General features: G+C 63.4%; 9 protein-coding genes and 5 tRNA genes. 2 read left to right on the top strand and 12 right to left on the bottom strand.

The features are described 5' to 3' along the window. Positions 1-119: 119 nt before the first annotated feature. From LK540_RS09130 to LK540_RS09145, 4 genes are read right to left on the bottom strand one after another with little or no spacing between them, the layout of a single operon-like run. Positions 120-1,001, bottom strand: coding sequence for an SMP-30/gluconolactonase/LRE family protein (locus LK540_RS09130; protein WP_229436912.1), 882 nt, complete (start codon positions 999-1,001; stop codon positions 120-122). Continuing rightward, the gene (locus LK540_RS09135; protein WP_229436913.1) at positions 998-2,068 is read right to left on the bottom strand and encodes an aldose epimerase family protein; all 1,071 of its coding nucleotides are present in this window, start codon (positions 2,066-2,068) and stop codon (positions 998-1,000) included. Before LK540_RS09135 ends, LK540_RS09130 begins: the two co-directional genes overlap by 4 nt. A gap of 8 nt (positions 2,069-2,076) precedes the next feature. Continuing rightward, positions 2,077-3,075 (bottom strand): glycoside hydrolase family 43 protein, encoded by a 999-nt coding sequence (locus LK540_RS09140; protein ID WP_267498731.1) that lies wholly within the window; start codon positions 3,073-3,075, stop codon positions 2,077-2,079. Between the two features lie 11 nt (positions 3,076-3,086). Further along, positions 3,087-4,448, bottom strand: a complete 1,362-nt coding sequence (locus LK540_RS09145; RefSeq protein WP_229436915.1) for an MFS transporter — start codon at positions 4,446-4,448, stop codon at positions 3,087-3,089. Between the two features lie 373 nt (positions 4,449-4,821). On the opposite strand from LK540_RS09145, the gene LK540_RS25330 reads away from it, so the two are divergent. Together LK540_RS25330 and LK540_RS09160 are read left to right on the top strand one after the other, a co-directional pair. Then, positions 4,822-7,164, top strand: coding sequence for a family 43 glycosylhydrolase (locus tag LK540_RS25330; RefSeq protein WP_307729164.1), 2,343 nt, complete (start codon positions 4,822-4,824; stop codon positions 7,162-7,164). Positions 7,165-7,191: 27 nt separating this feature from the next. After that, complete coding sequence (locus LK540_RS09160) at positions 7,192-7,758, top strand: PEP-CTERM sorting domain-containing protein (protein ID WP_229436917.1); 567 nt, start codon at positions 7,192-7,194, stop codon at positions 7,756-7,758. Positions 7,759-8,006: 248 nt separating this feature from the next. Here LK540_RS09160 and LK540_RS09165 read toward each other — a convergent pair whose 3' ends face one another. From LK540_RS09165 to uvrC, 8 genes are all read right to left on the bottom strand, one after another. Beyond that, positions 8,007-10,838 carry a TonB-dependent receptor gene (locus tag LK540_RS09165; RefSeq protein ID WP_229436919.1) on the bottom strand — a complete coding sequence of 944 codons (2,832 nt, stop codon included), beginning with the start codon at positions 10,836-10,838 and terminating at the stop codon, positions 8,007-8,009. A 345-nt stretch (positions 10,839-11,183) separates the two neighbouring features. After that, positions 11,184-11,257, bottom strand: a tRNA-Cys gene (locus tag LK540_RS09170). A gap of 77 nt (positions 11,258-11,334) precedes the next feature. After that, positions 11,335-11,410, bottom strand: a tRNA-Gly gene (locus LK540_RS09175). Positions 11,411-11,440: 30 nt separating this feature from the next. Next, positions 11,441-11,516: transfer RNA gene (locus LK540_RS09180), tRNA-Gly, on the bottom strand. 49 nt (positions 11,517-11,565) lie between these two features. Then, a tRNA-Gly gene (locus LK540_RS09185) sits at positions 11,566-11,641 on the bottom strand. An 88-nt stretch (positions 11,642-11,729) separates the two neighbouring features. Next, positions 11,730-11,805, bottom strand: a tRNA-Gly gene (locus LK540_RS09190). A gap of 89 nt (positions 11,806-11,894) precedes the next feature. Further along, the gene (gene pgsA / locus LK540_RS09195) at positions 11,895-12,473 is read right to left on the bottom strand and encodes a CDP-diacylglycerol--glycerol-3-phosphate 3-phosphatidyltransferase (RefSeq protein ID WP_229436921.1); all 579 of its coding nucleotides are present in this window, start codon (positions 12,471-12,473) and stop codon (positions 11,895-11,897) included. Positions 12,474-12,848: 375 nt separating this feature from the next. Next, on the bottom strand, positions 12,849-14,741 hold the full coding sequence (gene uvrC, locus LK540_RS09200) for an excinuclease ABC subunit UvrC (protein ID WP_267498743.1): 1,893 nt from the start codon (positions 14,739-14,741) through the stop codon (positions 12,849-12,851). Positions 14,742-14,993 lie beyond the last annotated feature (252 nt).

Consider the following 14,993-nt stretch of genomic DNA (forward strand, 5'->3'; position numbering starts at 1 on the left):
TCTCGGTATGTCGTGCAGCGCTTGTTGTTCAGCAATGAGGGAAGTCTAGAATCCCGCCAGATAACTTTCCAATCAATTATTTCGCAATATTGATATCGGAATGGTTATCGGAACGCTGGTCAGACTGCACCCAGGAACCGCGATTCCGGCAGCCCGCGCACATCCAGCGCTTGCCGGAACAGTGCCCCCGACAAGGGCGCGCGTGCGCGCGCGCCGCTGTCCATGTCGAGGAAGGCGCTGGTCGCATACAGGGTGTCGAGCCCGGCGCCGCCGAAGGCGGGGCAGCTCGGCTGCGGCGCATCGAGCGCCAGTACGCGCTCAAGGCTGCCGTCAGGCGCGAAGCGCATGATCTGTCCCGCGCCCCAGCGCGTGCTCCACAGGTAGCCGTCGGCATCGATGCAGGAGCCGTCCGGTTCGCCCGGGGCCGCCTCGGCGCCAACGAAGACCCGCGCGGCGCCGATGCTGCCATCGGCACCGTAGTCGCGGCAATGGATCGCGCGCGTGGCCGAGTCGGCGTAGTACATGCGCCGCCCGTCCGGGCTGAAGCAGATGCTGTTGGCGATCGCCGCGTTCCCGATGGGCAGGCGCTCGAGCCTCAGGTCGGTGCCCAGGCGGTAGAAGCCGCCCAGCGGCCGCTTCGGCCCGTCTTCCTGGTTGAACATGCCGAACACGAAGCGGCCCTGGCGGTCGCAGCGCCCGTCGTTCAGCCGCGTGAAGGGAATCTCCGGCTCGACGTCGGCGATGCGTTCCACCGCCCCGCTGGAAAAACGGAAGAAGGCCAGGCCCGAGGCCAGGCCCAGCAGCAGGCAGTCGTCGCTTGCCGTCAGGGCAAAGCAGCAGAGCCGCTCCGGCATCGGCCAGTGCATGCTGCGGCCGGTCGCCGGCGAGTAGGCCCACAATCGGCAGGCGGGGATGTCGGTCCACAGCAGGCGCCCGGTGCGCTCGCACCACAGCACGCATTCGCCCAGTTCGTGCCGGTTGTCGAGGAAGGCTTGCATCATTCGTTCGCGCCCTGCACCGAGAAGCGCCAGCGCGATTCGGACTCGTACACCTGGCCCGGGCGCAGGATCACATTGGGAAAGCGCGGCCGGTTCGGCGAATCCGGAAAATGCTGCGGCTCGAGGCAGAAGCCGCTGCGGTGGCCATGACTGCGGCCCTTGCCGGCGAGCGAACCGTCGAGGAAGTTGCCGCTATAGAACTGCAGGCCGGGCTCGGTGGTGAACAGCTCCAGCACCCGCCCCGAGCCGGGGTCGAGCACGTGGGCGGCGCGCCGCATGGCCTGCCCCCGCGCCATGCCGTCGGGCTTGTTGAGCACGAAATTGTGGTCGTAGCCGCGGCCGTGGCGCAGCTGCTTGTCCGGCTGGCCGACGCGCTCGCCGATGGGGCGCGGCGTGCGGAAGTCGAAGGGCGTGCCGGTCACCGGAGACAGCATCCCCAGCGGGATGGCTCCGGCATCGACCGGCACGAAGGCGTCGGCGTCGATGGTCAGCAGGTGATCCAGGATATGCCCCTCGCCGCACAGGTTGAAGTAGCTGTGCTGGGTGAGGTTGACCGGGGTCGGCTTGTCGGTGACGGCGCGCAGGCGCAGCACCAGCTCGTTGTCGTCGTTGAGCGAATAGCTTGCCTCGACATCGAGGTTGCCGGGGTAGCCCTGTTCGCCGTCGGCGCTGCGGTAGGCCAGCACCAGGCTCTCGCCTTCCACCCTGGCCTGCCACAGCACCTTGTGGAAGCCGCCAGGCCCGCCATGCAGGTGGTGTCCGCCGTCGTTCGCGGGCAGCACGTAGTCCTGGCCGTCCAGCGTGAATCGGCTGCCGGCGATGCGGTTGCCGTAGCGGCCGATCAAGGCGCCGAAATAAGGGCTGTCGCCCGCGTAGGCATCCAGGGTGTCGAACCCCAGCACCACGTCGCCCGGGCGGCCGTCGCGGTCGGGCGCGTGCAGCTCGGTGACGATGCCGCCGAAATCGAGGATCTTCGCCGTCAGGCCCTTGGCATTGCCCAGGGTGAAGCAGGTGACGGCGGCGCCGTCCGCCAGCCGGCCGAACGGTGCGTGCGTGATGGGGTTGGGCACCGGTGTCCTCACAGGGTGGATGGCCGGCCGAACACCGGCATGCCCTGCTCGTCCCAGCGCAGGGGCTTCACGAAGGTGTGGCGGTCGGGGTTCCAGAGCGGATCGCCGACGATCTCGGTATAGGTGCGCGCGTGGTACACCAGCATGACGGTCTCGCCGTCTTCGGCATAGGTAAAGCTGTTGTGGCCCGGACCATAGATACCGTGCTCGTAGCAGGTGCGCAGCACCGGCTCGCGCGACTTGGTCCACGCGGACGGATCGAGCAGGTCGGCATCCTCGTCGGCCCACAGCAGCCCCATCGCGTAGTTCTCGTCGGTGGCGCTGGCGGAATAGCTGATGAAGATTTTGCCACCGTGGCGCACGACGGACGGGCCTTCGTTGACCCAGAAGCCGCGCGTCTCCCAATCGAATTCGGGTTTGCTCAGCATGACCGGCCTGCCCTCGATCTGCCACGGCGTCTTCATCGGCGCGATGTAGAGGTTCGAGTTGCCCTCGATGGCGGCGTCCTTCTGCGCCCACAGGTAGTACAGGCGGCCCTTGTGGGTGAAGGTGGTGGCGTCCAGGCAGAAGCTGTCGATGCCGGTGTCGACCTGGCCCATGAATTCCCACTCCCCTTCGAGCGGGTTCGGGTTGCGGTTGCGGATCGCGTACATGCGGTGCTGGAACAGCTTGTCCTTGATTTCGCGGCTCGGGGCTGCGGCGAAGTAGATGTACCAGGCGCCCTCGTTGAAGTGGATTTCCGGCGCCCACACCAGTTCGCAATACGGTCCGGTGTCGGGCTTGGTCCAGACGTCGATTGTCTGCGCGCCGGCCAGTCCGGCGATGCTGGTCGCGCGGCGCAGTTCGATGCGGTCGTACTGCGGGACCGAGGCCGTGAAGTAATAGTAGCCGTCGTTATGCCTGTAGATATAAGGGTCGGCGCGCTGTTCGATCAGGGGCGCGAGGACGGTTTCCTGGATTGCTGCCGTTGCTGCTGCCGTTGCTGCTGCTGCTGCTGCTTGCTTCATCGTGTTCTCCGTTAGCCGGCGGCGTAGCCGCGGGTAGCCATGTCGGCCTTGACGCTGTCGTAATACTGGTCGCTGATGCGGTACTTGAACATCAGGACGCCCATCAGGAAATGGAAGAAGCCGGGGATCACCGACAGCATCAGGGCAATGCCCTGCAGCGCCAGCGCCGACTGCTCCTGGTTCGGCTGGTAGTGGAAGTAGTCGAGCAGGATGCCGACCATGCCGCCCGCGATCGCCATGCCGGCCTTCTGGCAGACCGAGATGCCGCCAAAGGCGAAGCCCGACACCCGCTTGCCGGTCTTGACCTGGCCATAGTCGATGGTTTCGGCGATCGCCGACCAGAACACCGGGGCGTGCAAATCCACCACCAGGGACAGGATGAAGTACAGGACAAAGGCCAGCACGAAGTCGCCCGGCTGCACCAGGAAGTAGATCATCAGGCTGATGACGGCAACCAGGATCTGCGAGTTGCGGAACAGCTTGACCTTGCAGTAGAACTTGGTGGTCCAGGTGGACACCACCATTGCCAGGATCGCCGCCGCCACCCCGGTCGACAGGAAGGCCGAGACGGTGGCGGTGCTGCCGCCGAGGTAGTACTTGGCGTAGTAGATCGCGACCGAGCCGCGGATCACGTAGCCGATGGTGCCGGTCAGGCACACGGCGCACAGGATCAGCCACTGGTCGTTTTGCATCAACACGCGCACCTGCTCGATCAGCGGCTGCTTCTCGACCTTGTGGATGACGCGCTCGGTGGTGGTGAAAAAGCACAGCAGGAACAGCAGCACGCCCATCGCGGCCATCACCGCCATCGCGGCCTGGTAGCCGGTGGCCGGGTTGCCGGCATCCCACCAGCTGGCCAGCAGCGGAACGATGATGGTCACCATGAAGGCGCCGATCTTGGCGAAGAACAGGCGGTAGCCGTTGGCCGACAGGCGCTCCTGCGGGTTGGACGTCAGGCCGCTGATCAGCGAGATGTAGGGGATGCCGACGCCCGCCGTCATCAGCGTCATCAGGATGTAGGTCGAGTAGGCCCAGAGCAGCTTGGCGTCGTAGGTCCAGTCGGGCGTGGTGAAGACCAGGAAGACGCTCAGGCCGTAGGGCACGGCGAGCAGCAGCAGCCAGGGCCGGTAGCGCCCCCAGCGCGTGAGGACGGCATCGGTCACCTGCCCCATCGCCAGGTCGGCGACGGCGCCGATCACCTTGACGGCCACGAACAGGGCCGCCAGATCGGCGGTGCGGATGCCGTAGATGTCGGTGTAGAAGAAGGTGATGATCAGCATCATCGACGAGATCACCACGTTGAGCGCCATGTCGCCGGCGCCGAAACCCGCTTTTTCGAGGGTGGAGAGGTGTTGTGTGTGTTGTGTGCGCATGGCGCCTCCCATCAGGACGAGTCGGCGCCGGATGGGCGAGGGCTGGCCGCAGCGCAGCCGGTTGGGGTGCGTTTCATATGTCTCCTGTGACGCTGTCATGGTTGCCGTTGTGTCACGGCTTGCTTTAATACAATTGAATTCGATAATAGGCCCTCGACCGAGATCAATCCAATCAATTTTTTGGGTAATTCAATATCGTTTTGCGTATCGGCGCCGATGCAATTGCCAATGCCGATGCCGATACGGATATCGGCCCATGGTTTTATGTGATTGGAAAAAACACAAGAAACGCATCACGCTGTGCATGCCTGCCACAGGCTCAGCCGGACCGTCCCGCGTCCGGCCACGACCACGATAATCACGGAGACATGCAATGAAAGACACCCTTGCGCTATGGGGGCTGGGAGTGCTCCTGGCCTCGTCCCTGCTCTCCCCGAATGCGGCCGCCCAGGCCGGATTCACCCCGATCACCTTCCGCAACGCCTCGGTCCACGATCCATCGGTGATCAGGACGAACGACGGCTGGTATGTGTTCGGCTCGCACCTCGCCGCCGCCAGGAGCACCGACCTGATGAACTGGCAGCAGATCGCCAGCGGCGTCAGCGCCACCAATCCCCTGTTCCTGAATGGCTCGGCCAACGTGCTCACCGAACTGGCCGAGACCTTCAGCTGGGCGCAGTCGGACACCTTGTGGGCTGCGGACGTGAAGCAGCTTGCCGACGGCAGGTTCTACATGTACTACAACGCCTGCAAGGGCGACTCTCCGCGCTCGGCGCTCGGGATCGCGGTGGCCGACCGCGTCGAGGGTCCGTACGTCGACAAGGGCATCATCCTGCGCTCCGGCATGTGGGGCCAGGCCAGCCACGACGGCACGGTCTACGACGCGATGCGGCATCCGAACACGGTCGATCCGCATGTGTTTTCCGACAACGCCGGACGCCTGTGGATGGTCTACGGCTCGTATTCGGGCGGCATCTTCATCATGCAGATGAACCCCAGCAATGGCATGCCGCTGGCGGGCCAGGGCTATGGCAAGCGCCTGATGGGCGGCAACCACAGCCGCATCGAAGGCGCCTACGTGCTGTACAGCCCGGAGACCTCCTACTACTACCTGTTCACCTCCTTCGGCGGCCTGGACGCCAACGGCGGCTACAACATGCGCGTGGCGCGCTCGCTCCGCCCGGACGGCCCTTACCTGGACGCCCAGGGCAAGGACATGGCCGAGGTCCGCTCGGATCCGGCCCGGCCGCTGTTCGACGACGCGTCGATCGCACCGCACGGCGTCAAGCTGATGGGGAACTTCCTGTTCGAGCGCAAGCTGGGCGAACCGGGCACCGGCATCGGCACCGGCTACGTGTCACCCGGCCACAATTCGGCCTATTACGACGCCGCCACCGGCCAGTACTTCCTGCTCTTCCATGCGCGCTTTCCCGAGCGCGGCGAGCAGCACGAGGTCCGCGTGCACCAGATGTTCATGAATGCCGACGGCTGGCCGGTCGTCGCGCCCTACCGCTATGCGAAGGAAAAGGCGGCGGCCGTGCGCCGCGAGTTTGTCGTTGGCGACTACCTGTACGTCAATCACGGCAAGGACATCTCGGCCGCGCTCAAGAAATCGCAAGCGATCACGCTCGGCACCGACGGCAGGATCACCGGGGCGGTGACCGGGACCTGGCGCCTGGCCGGGGCCAACCAGGTCGAGCTGGCGGTGGCGGGCGCCGCATCGCCGTTCAAGGGCGTTTTTATCAATCAGTGGAATGAAACGTCGCAGAACTACGCCATGACGTTTTCCGCCCTCTCGCGCGAAGGCGTGGCGGTGTTCGGCAGCCGCCTGGTCCCGCGCACCGATGCGCAGGTGGTGAACGCGGTCCATGCGGAGCTCAGCCTGGGTAACACCGCGGCGGTGAGCGCCAACCTGAACCTGCCGACCTCGGGAGCGCGCGGCGCCGTCATCACCTGGACCTCGTCCAACCCCGCGGTCGTCAGCCACACCGGTATCGTCACCCCGGCCGCGAATGACGTCACCGTGACCCTGACCGCGCGCATCGGCAAGGGCACGGCCAGCATTATCAAGACCTTCACGGTCACGGTGCGCAAGGCCGGCGGCCTGCTGGCGCATTACGCCTTCGAGGGCAGCCTGCTCGACAGCAGCGGCCTGTTCGGGCCGGGCACGGTGGTCGGCAGCCGGATCGACAGCGCGGGCGGCAGCATCGGTTTCGAAGCGGGCGTCAGGGGCAATGCCGCCGTCTTCAACGGCGCCAGCGGCATCCGCCTGCCGAACGGGCTGATATCCAGCAACAACTACACGGTTGCCCTCTGGCTCAAGCCCGCGCAGCTGACGCCGTTCACGACCACCTTCTTCGGCGCCAGGACGCCTGAGTCCTGGATCAGCCTGCTGCCGAAGGGGCACGACGCCGTGGGCGGCGCCTCGATGCTGTGGTCCGGCACCGCCTGGTATGACGCGGGACTGGGCATGACCATCCCGGTGGGCCGCTGGTCGCACCTGGCTGTCACGGTCCGCAATGGCGCCGTGAATGTCTACGTGGATGGGGTCAGGCGCTTTAGCGGCGCCAACTTCCCGAACGTGTTCACCACCACGAACGGCGTATTCGCCCTCGGCGTGAATTGGTGGGATACGCCTTACAAGGGCTCCATGGACGAGCTGCGCATCTATGGCACGGCCCTGAGCGACGCCGACGTGCTCGCCCTGGCGCGCTGATCAACTTTACGACTACAGGATACGAACATGAAGAACCTGGTTTTTTCCCTTTTGATGCTTGCCTCGGCGGGCGCCTCCGCCGGCGTGATCGGCTTCGATGACCTGCCGGGCATCGAAACCGAGCCGATCGCCAATGGTTACGCGGGTTTCGACTGGAGCGGGCTGGGCGCGATCCGCGCCGATGCCTATCCCGGCAGCGGCTATGCCGCGGGCACGGTCTCGTTTGCGAACACGGCGTTCAACCTCGGCGGCGGCACCGCCGCGATCTCCAGGGCGGGCGGATTCGACTTCGTCGGCGCGTTTTTCACCTCGGCCTGGCTCGAGCAGGAACTCGCCTTCGAGGGCTGGCGCGACGGGGTGCTGGTGTATGCCAGCCCCGCATCGTACGTGATCGACACCGCCACCCCGCTGTGGATCGGCCTTGGCTGGTCAGGTATCGATACCCTGCTGATCTATAACAGCAGCGGGACGCAATGGGCCATGGATGAATTCACCGTTCCGGAACCCGCTTCGCTGTCGCTGCTCGGCGCGGCGCTGGCGGGGATGGCGCTGGTGCGCAGGCGCAGGCCGCTCGCATCCGTTCCGGCAGCGTGATCGGGCAGGTTTAGGCTTTGCTGTAAAGAGATCGTGAAACAGGAATGGCCCCGTCGAGGGGCCATTTTTTTGACCAGACCGGCCTTTACTGTGTCGAACCGCGCCAGCGGGAATAGCGGCTCGGCCATGCAGTCTTCCCTGATCAAACCCATCCACAGCAAACGGTGACAGCGACAATAACAAAAGGGCGTTGCCGGTCATCGACCGAGCAACGCCCTTTCCGGCTAACGGGTCGACCGACCCAGGACTTACATCTTCCAGCGCAAGGCGGCCGAGACCGAACGACCGACCTGGACCGTGCCGAAGTTGGTGATCTGCTGGTTACCCGCCTCGCCGAAGTGGTAGTACTGCCGCTGCATCTCGTTCGTCAGGTTGATGGCGCCGATATCGACCGACATCCTGTCATTGACCTTGTACGAGATTTGCATGTCCACGCTCTTTTCCGGTTGACGCCAGATACCGATCGGATTTGCAAACAGGGCGGCTTCGTTGGCGGCCAGGAAGGCCGAGCGCCAGACATACGACAGGCGCGCGCTGACCGGACCCTTTTCGTAAGCCAGGGTGGCGTTATACGAACGGTCGGACACCCCGAAGAACGGCGTTTCGAGCTGGGCGATGATCTCGCCGGCATTATTCGCCTCGGGCACGTTCTGCGACGAGCTGAGTCGGGTATAACTGGCCTGGACGCCCAACCCTTCCAGTGGCCCCGGCAGCCATTTCGGGAAATAGATCAAGCCGAGCTCGACGCCTTTGATCGTGCCGTCGGAAGCGTTGACCGGCGAGTTGATGACGTAATCATAGCCGTTCGTATGGTCGCCGCCCGAGGTCGAGTTGCGGAATGGGTCGTCCGCCGGGTCGACGTGAACCCTGCGGCGCAGGGGCACGACCAGGCCGTCGATCTTGCGCTTGAACAGCGTGCCGTAGAGTGCGCTGTCTTTCTGGAAATACCACTCCCCTGTCAGGTCGAAGTTCTTGGAGAGCGTCGGCTTCAGGTCCGGATTGCCGCCGGTGCCCGAGCCGTAGCCCACCCGCGACACGTCGTCGGCGAGTTGCAGGACAGGATTCAGGTCGCCAAAGTTCGGGCGGCGCAGGGTCTTACCGAAGTTGAAGCGCACTACGACGTCCTTGGTCGGATCGTAGGTCAGCGTCAGGCTGGGCAGCAACTTGCTGGTCGACTTGCTGGCGCCGGACGGCGTGACCGCCCTGGTGGTGGCATCGACCTGGTAGAAGGTCATGTCCGTATCGACCTTGGTGTAGCGCACGCCGACATTCGCGCGCAGGCGATTGCCGAACAGCTCGCTCTGGAAATTCCCCATCAGGTAGAGATTGCTCGTCTTTTCCTCGACCTCGAAGGTCTTCTGCAGGCGCAGTTGATCCGTGGTCAGGAAGTTGCTGTTGACCGAGTTGTAGAGCCTGCGCCAGTCGTCGATATTGTCGCGAATATAATAGGCATTCGGTTCCAGCCATGAGCGCGGAACGTCCGAGATGTCGGTGCCGAAGTTCGAATTGATGTGGGCATACTCCGGACCGAGCGTGGCGAGGTTACGGCCCAGGAAGGCCGATTGCGTCCGGTTCGCCTCCGACGCCTTGCGCACGTCGTGGCGCGCACCGAACTGGAGCGTTTCCAGCGCGCCCCAGGCGGCATCGAAGACGCCCGACAGGCTGGCCGTCGCGGCGCTGCCCTTGTTGCGGTTGGCGTTATCGTAGAACTCCGCCACGTTCCACTTGGTCGGGTCGACCAGGTCGGCATTGTTATTGAAACGGAACGCCGTATCGCCGTTGCCGTCATTGAAGTCGACGTCGATGGAAGGTGCGACGCGATCAATCCGGGTGGCGGTGAATTGCGTGTCGAACTTGCTTGTCTGGTAAGACAAATCGCCGTCCAGCTTCAGGCGACTGCCGATATTCCACTTGCCGTTCAGGGCATACACGAAGGAATCCGTTTTCGACGTGGTGTAGTCGCCGCTGTTGAAGCCATAGACGTTATTGACGGTGCGGCTCTTGATGACGTTCGTTCCCGGGAAGGTCGTGATCGTCCCTGCAGGGTTGCTTCCGAGGTCGCCCCACCAGTCGACAAAGCTGAACAGCAGCTGATTGAAGGCCTTGTCGCGATAACCGTTGTACATCGATTCGAAGGTATAGACCGCATCGCTGTTCGGCTTCCACTGCAAGGCGACCGTGGCGGCAGGACGCTTGCGTTCACCCTGGACGTCGCTCTGGAAGACGGCGTCGCGCGCCAGGTAATACGGATATGCCTGGCCATTGAAATTCAGCGTCGAACCCGCTGCCGTCGGCAGGCCGGTACGGGTACCGGGCGCCCAGATATTGTTGTCGGTGATGCGCTGCAAGGGGATATAACCTGCCGGAACTTCGGCCGGGTTCGCGCTGGTGAACGGGACCATGGCGCCCGGCGTCACGCTTTCATTGCGGTATTTCGTCTGGGCAGCCGCCAGGTTGACCAGTGCGCCGACTTCGCCGATGCCGGTTTCCCAGCGGTTGCTAAACATGGCGCTGAGCTGCGGATTCCATTTTTCGGCAGGATCGAGATAGGTTTCACGCGCCGACAGCGACACTTTCGGCCCCTTGAAATCGAAAGGCCGCAGCGACTTGACGTCGATCTGGCCGGCAATCCCGGTTTCCAGCTGGCTGGCATCGCGCGTCTTGTAGACGTCGATCTGGCGCACCAGGGTCGAGGGGATGTCCTGCAGCGCGACCTGGGTGCCGGACGCGGTGAAGATGTTCCGGCCGTTCCAGGTGGTCTGGACGTCGGGCAGGCCACGGATCGACAAGGTGCCGACCTCGCCGCCGGCGCGGTTCGTGACCTGGATCCCCGTCACGCGCTGCAGCGCTTCGACGACATTGTTATCGGGCAGCTTGCCGATGTCTTCGGCAACGACCGATTCCACGACCTGGTCGTTGTTGCGCTTGAGCGCCAGGCTCTTGATGAGCGATGCCTTGACGCCGGTGACGACCACGGTCTGCATGTCACCCGGCTCCTTCGTCTCGGCGGTCGTCTCGGCGGTCGTCTGCGCCCACACCGAGGCGCTGCTGAGCAGACCTGCGCCCATCAGCGCAGTCACGGTCCGCTTCAAGGCTAATGGACGTGCTGATGCTTGCGATTTCATACGTCTCCTGTATTTTTAATTATGTGAAATTTTCTTTTTAAATTGGCATTGCTGTAGATCATGTTAGAGATCCAACACTGATCGAGCTAATGATTTTTTCTGGGTTTCCAATACCGGTTTCGGTATCAGCTCAGCGTCCCGGGCAACAAAACCCAGGGCCGGGCCGGCTACCTCTGTCCCGGCAGCATGGCGGCGTTGACCTGTGCGGTCCGGTGCCGATGGTCTAAGCGATGTGGGAGTGGTCAAACTGAAATACAAAACAAAACGGGCCTCAGTAATGAGGCCCGTTCGGATGTAATGTGGAGGCGAGGACGGGAGTCGAACCCGTCTAGACGGCTTTGCAGGCCGCTGCATAACCGCTTTGCTACCTCGCCAGAGGATATAGTGCGCTTGAGCGATGCGAACGGTTATGAGCCGCATCAACAAGGGAAGAGCTTGTCTTCCTGAATTCTGGAGCGGGAGAAGAGTCTCGAACTCTCGACCTCAACCTTGGCAAGGTTGCGCTCTACCAACTGAGCTACTCCCGCATAGGAGCCCTACTAATGACACTCGCTTACTGGAGCGGGAGAAGAGTCTCGAACTCTCGACCTCAACCTTGGCAAGGTTGCGCTCTACCAACTGAGCTACTCCCGCACGGAGTGTACTGCCAACTGCTTTACAAATTACTACCGGTATTCCTGAATGGAGCGGGAGAAGAGTCTCGAACTCTCGACCTCAACCTTGGCAAGGTTGCGCTCTACCAACTGAGCTACTCCCGCATTCTGGAGACACGCATTATCGCAGAAATTGTTTCAACTTCCAAGACAACTTGTTACTACCGTATTACATCCGACTTCTTGCAAACTTTGGAGCGGGAGAAGAGTCTCGAACTCTCGACCTCAACCTTGGCAAGGTTGCGCTCTACCAACTGAGCTACTCCCGCTTTGTCTTTCGTTTGCTGCAATGTCGTTCGCAACAGGCAAGCATTATAGATGATCTGATCCGTACGTCAAGGATGACAGAGAATTAATCTTACTCATTCCCGCTTTTTTCCTTAATCAGCGGCCACGCACGGCGCAGATAGTAGAACATCGACCACACGGTAAGCAGGCCGGCGATCCACAGGAAGACCTGGCCCCAGTAGTACATGTCGATGCCCAGCAGGTGCTCGTGGAACAGCAGCATCGGGATCGCGGCCATCTGCGCGGCCGTTTTCACCTTGCCGATCGAGCTCACCGCCACCGACTTGCGCGCGCCGATTTCGGCCATCCATTCGCGCAGCGCCGAGATGGTGATCTCGCGGCCGATGATGATGAAGGCGATGATGGCGTTCACGCGGTCGAGCTGGATCAGCACCAGCAGCGCGCCGGCGACCATCAGCTTGTCGGCGACCGGATCGAGGAAGGCGCCGAAGGCCGAGGTTTCGTTCCAGCGGCGCGCCAGGAAGCCGTCGAACCAGTCGGTGACGGCGGCGATGATGAAAATGAGCGTGGCGGCAAGGTTTTGCTCGGGGCGCGTGAGCCAGTGATCGGGCAGGTAGAAAACGCCGACAACGAGGGGAATCAGGGCGACACGTAACCAGGTCAGGAGAATCGGGATGTTGAAAGGCATGAGGGCGTGAACTGGCTTACCGTTAAAAAGGGGGCGCCGCTAGTCTACATGGGTATTGCAAATTGGACTAGGTGAGCTCAGCGGTACGGGACGGGGCTTGCCTTTGTAGGGTGGACTCCCGAGTCCACGCGGTGCCACAGGTGATCGATCGAGAATCCGAACGCGACCCGTATGTTTGAATGGGTTGCCGAGCGTCTCGCCGCTACGCGAACAGTCACGAATGATCAGCCGCCGTACCGCGTGGACTCGGGAGTCCACCCTACGAGCTTCGCGAACGGTCACGAATCATCAGGCATGGTGCCCCCGGCATCAATGACCCCACCCTACGGGTTTGCCGCCAACGATGTCGTTCATCGTTGGCGGCACGCTGCCGAATCAGTGCAGTTGGCGGTAGATCTCTTCCGCCAGCGCCGTCGAGATACCCTCGACCTGGCACAGGTCTTCCACGCTCGCGTCGATCACGCCGCGCAGGCCGCCGAAGCGGGCCAGCAGGCGCTGGCGGCGCTTGGCGCCAATACCTTCAATCTCCTCGAGGCGCGAGGCCTGGCGCGCCTTGGCACGCTTGGCGCGCATGCCGGTAATCGCAAAACGGTGCGCCTCGTCGCGGATCAGGGCGACGAGCATCAGCGCCGCCGATTCCTTGCCCAGCTCCTGGGCCGCGCGGCCATCGGCGAAGATCAGGGTTTCCAGCCCCACGCGGCGCCCCTCCCCTTTCGCCACGCCGACGATCAGGCCGATATCCAGCCCGAGCTCGGTGAATACCTGGCGCGCCATTTCCACCTGGCCCTTGCCGCCGTCGACCAGCACCACGTCGGGCATGACGCCGTCGCCGCTCGCGACCTTTTCGTAGCGGCGCGTCAGCACCTGGCGCATGGCCGCGTAATCGTCGCCCGGCGTAATACCGTTGATGTTGTAGCGCCGGTACTCCGCGTTCTGCATCGCGTGATGGTGGAACACCACGCACGATGCCTGCGTCGCCTCGCCTGCCGTGTGGCTGATGTCGAAGCATTCGATGCGCAGGGATTCGAGATCGGCCGCGTCCAGCGACAAGGTCTCGGCCAGCGCGCGCGTACGCGATTGCTGCGACCCTTGTTCAGACAGCAGACGGGCCAGGGAGATCTCGGCGCCCTTTTGAGCGAGCTCAAGCCACTGGCGGCGCTGGCCTTGGGGCTGGAAGATCAGGTTGATGCGGTGTCCGCACTGCTCGGTCAGCGCCACCATCAGTTCCGGCTGGTCGAACTCGATGTTCAGGATCAGCGTGCCCGGAATGAAGCTGCCGGTGTAGTGCTGGACCAGGAAAGCGGCCAGCACTTCGCACTCGATCGACTGCTCGGCAATCGCCTCGTTCACCTGGGTCGGGAAATAGGCGCGGTCGCCCAGGTGGCGGCCGCCGCGCACCATCGCCAGGTTGACGCAGGCGCGCCCGCCCTGCACCACCACGGCGATCACGTCGACATCGGCGTCGCCGGTCGTTTCCATGCTCTGCTGGTGCAGCACGCGCGAGAGCGACTGGATCTGGTTGCGCACGCCGGCCGCCTGCTCGAACATCAGCTTTTCGGCGAAGCCCTGCATCTTTTGCTGCAGGTCATCCATGACTTCGTTCTGGCGCCCGCGCAGGAACTTGGCGGCGTTCTCGACGTCTACCTTGTACTCATCCTTGTCGATGAGGTTCACGCAGGGCCCGCTGCAACGGCCGATCTGGTGCAGCAGGCAGGGGCGCGTACGGTTGGTGAACACGCTGTCCTCGCAGGTGCGCAGCATGAAGACCTTTTGCAGGATCTGCATCGACTCCTTCACCGCCCAGGCGCTCGGGAAAGGGCCGAAGTACTGGTTCTTGCGATCGAGGGTGCCGCGGTAGTAGGCCATGCGCGGGAAGTCGCCGTGCGTGATCTTCAGGTACGGATAGGATTTGTCGTCGCGGAACAGGATGTTGTAGCGCGGCTTGAGCGCCTTGATCAGGTTGTTTTCCAGGATCAGGGCTTCGGCTTCGCTGTGCGTGATCGTCGTTTCCAGATTGGCGATCTGCGAGACCATCATCGCGATGCGCGGGCTCGACAGGTTTTTCTGGAAATAGCTCGACACGCGCTTCTTGAGGTTGCGCGCCTTGCCGACGTACAGCACGTTCTGGTTGGCGTCGAAGTAGCGGTACACGCCGGGCAGGTCGGGCAGCTTGGCAACCGTTGCCAATACGTGCTCACGCGCACTCACGCTCGGTTGCACGGGGCCGGCGGCGTCATCTTTCAGGGTGGCGCTCAGCTCTTCCTTCATGGCCTGGCGCGAATCCGGGCGCGGGCGTGCGGCCGGCGCGGCGTCGGCCTTGGCGGCGCGGGTGCGTTTCGGCTTGTCCTCGACAGGATGGCGCACGGGCAAGGCGGCGCCGTTCGCCGCCACGTAGGCCACTGGCGCTTCGGCAACCTGGTGTTCGGCGGGCTGCTGGAACGATTGCTCACCGGGCTGCTGAGTTGTCTGCTCACCGGGTTGCTGCGCCGGTTGCCCGGTTGGCTGCGCATGCGCCGGCGT

This window comes from Massilia sp. IC2-278, from assembly GCF_020708045.1.
Lineage (GTDB): Bacteria > Pseudomonadota > Gammaproteobacteria > Burkholderiales > Burkholderiaceae_D > Telluria.

Coding starts and splice junctions, on each gene's coding strand:
- pgsA (WP_229436921.1), bottom strand. CDS start 12,473: ATGCCTTTCAACATCCCGATTCTCCTGACCTGGTTACGTGTCGCCCTG.
- LK540_RS09140 (WP_267498731.1), bottom strand. CDS start 3,075: ATGAAGCAAGCAGCAGCAGCAGCAGCAACGGCAGCAGCAACGGCAGCA.
- LK540_RS09130 (WP_229436912.1), bottom strand. CDS start 1,001: ATGATGCAAGCCTTCCTCGACAACCGGCACGAACTGGGCGAATGCGTG.
- uvrC (WP_267498743.1), bottom strand. CDS start 14,741: ATGAAGGAAGAGCTGAGCGCCACCCTGAAAGATGACGCCGCCGGCCCC.
- LK540_RS09145 (WP_229436915.1), bottom strand. CDS start 4,448: ATGCGCACACAACACACACAACACCTCTCCACCCTCGAAAAAGCGGGT.
- LK540_RS09160 (WP_229436917.1), top strand. CDS start 7,192: ATGAAGAACCTGGTTTTTTCCCTTTTGATGCTTGCCTCGGCGGGCGCC.
- LK540_RS25330 (WP_307729164.1), top strand. CDS start 4,822: ATGAAAGACACCCTTGCGCTATGGGGGCTGGGAGTGCTCCTGGCCTCG.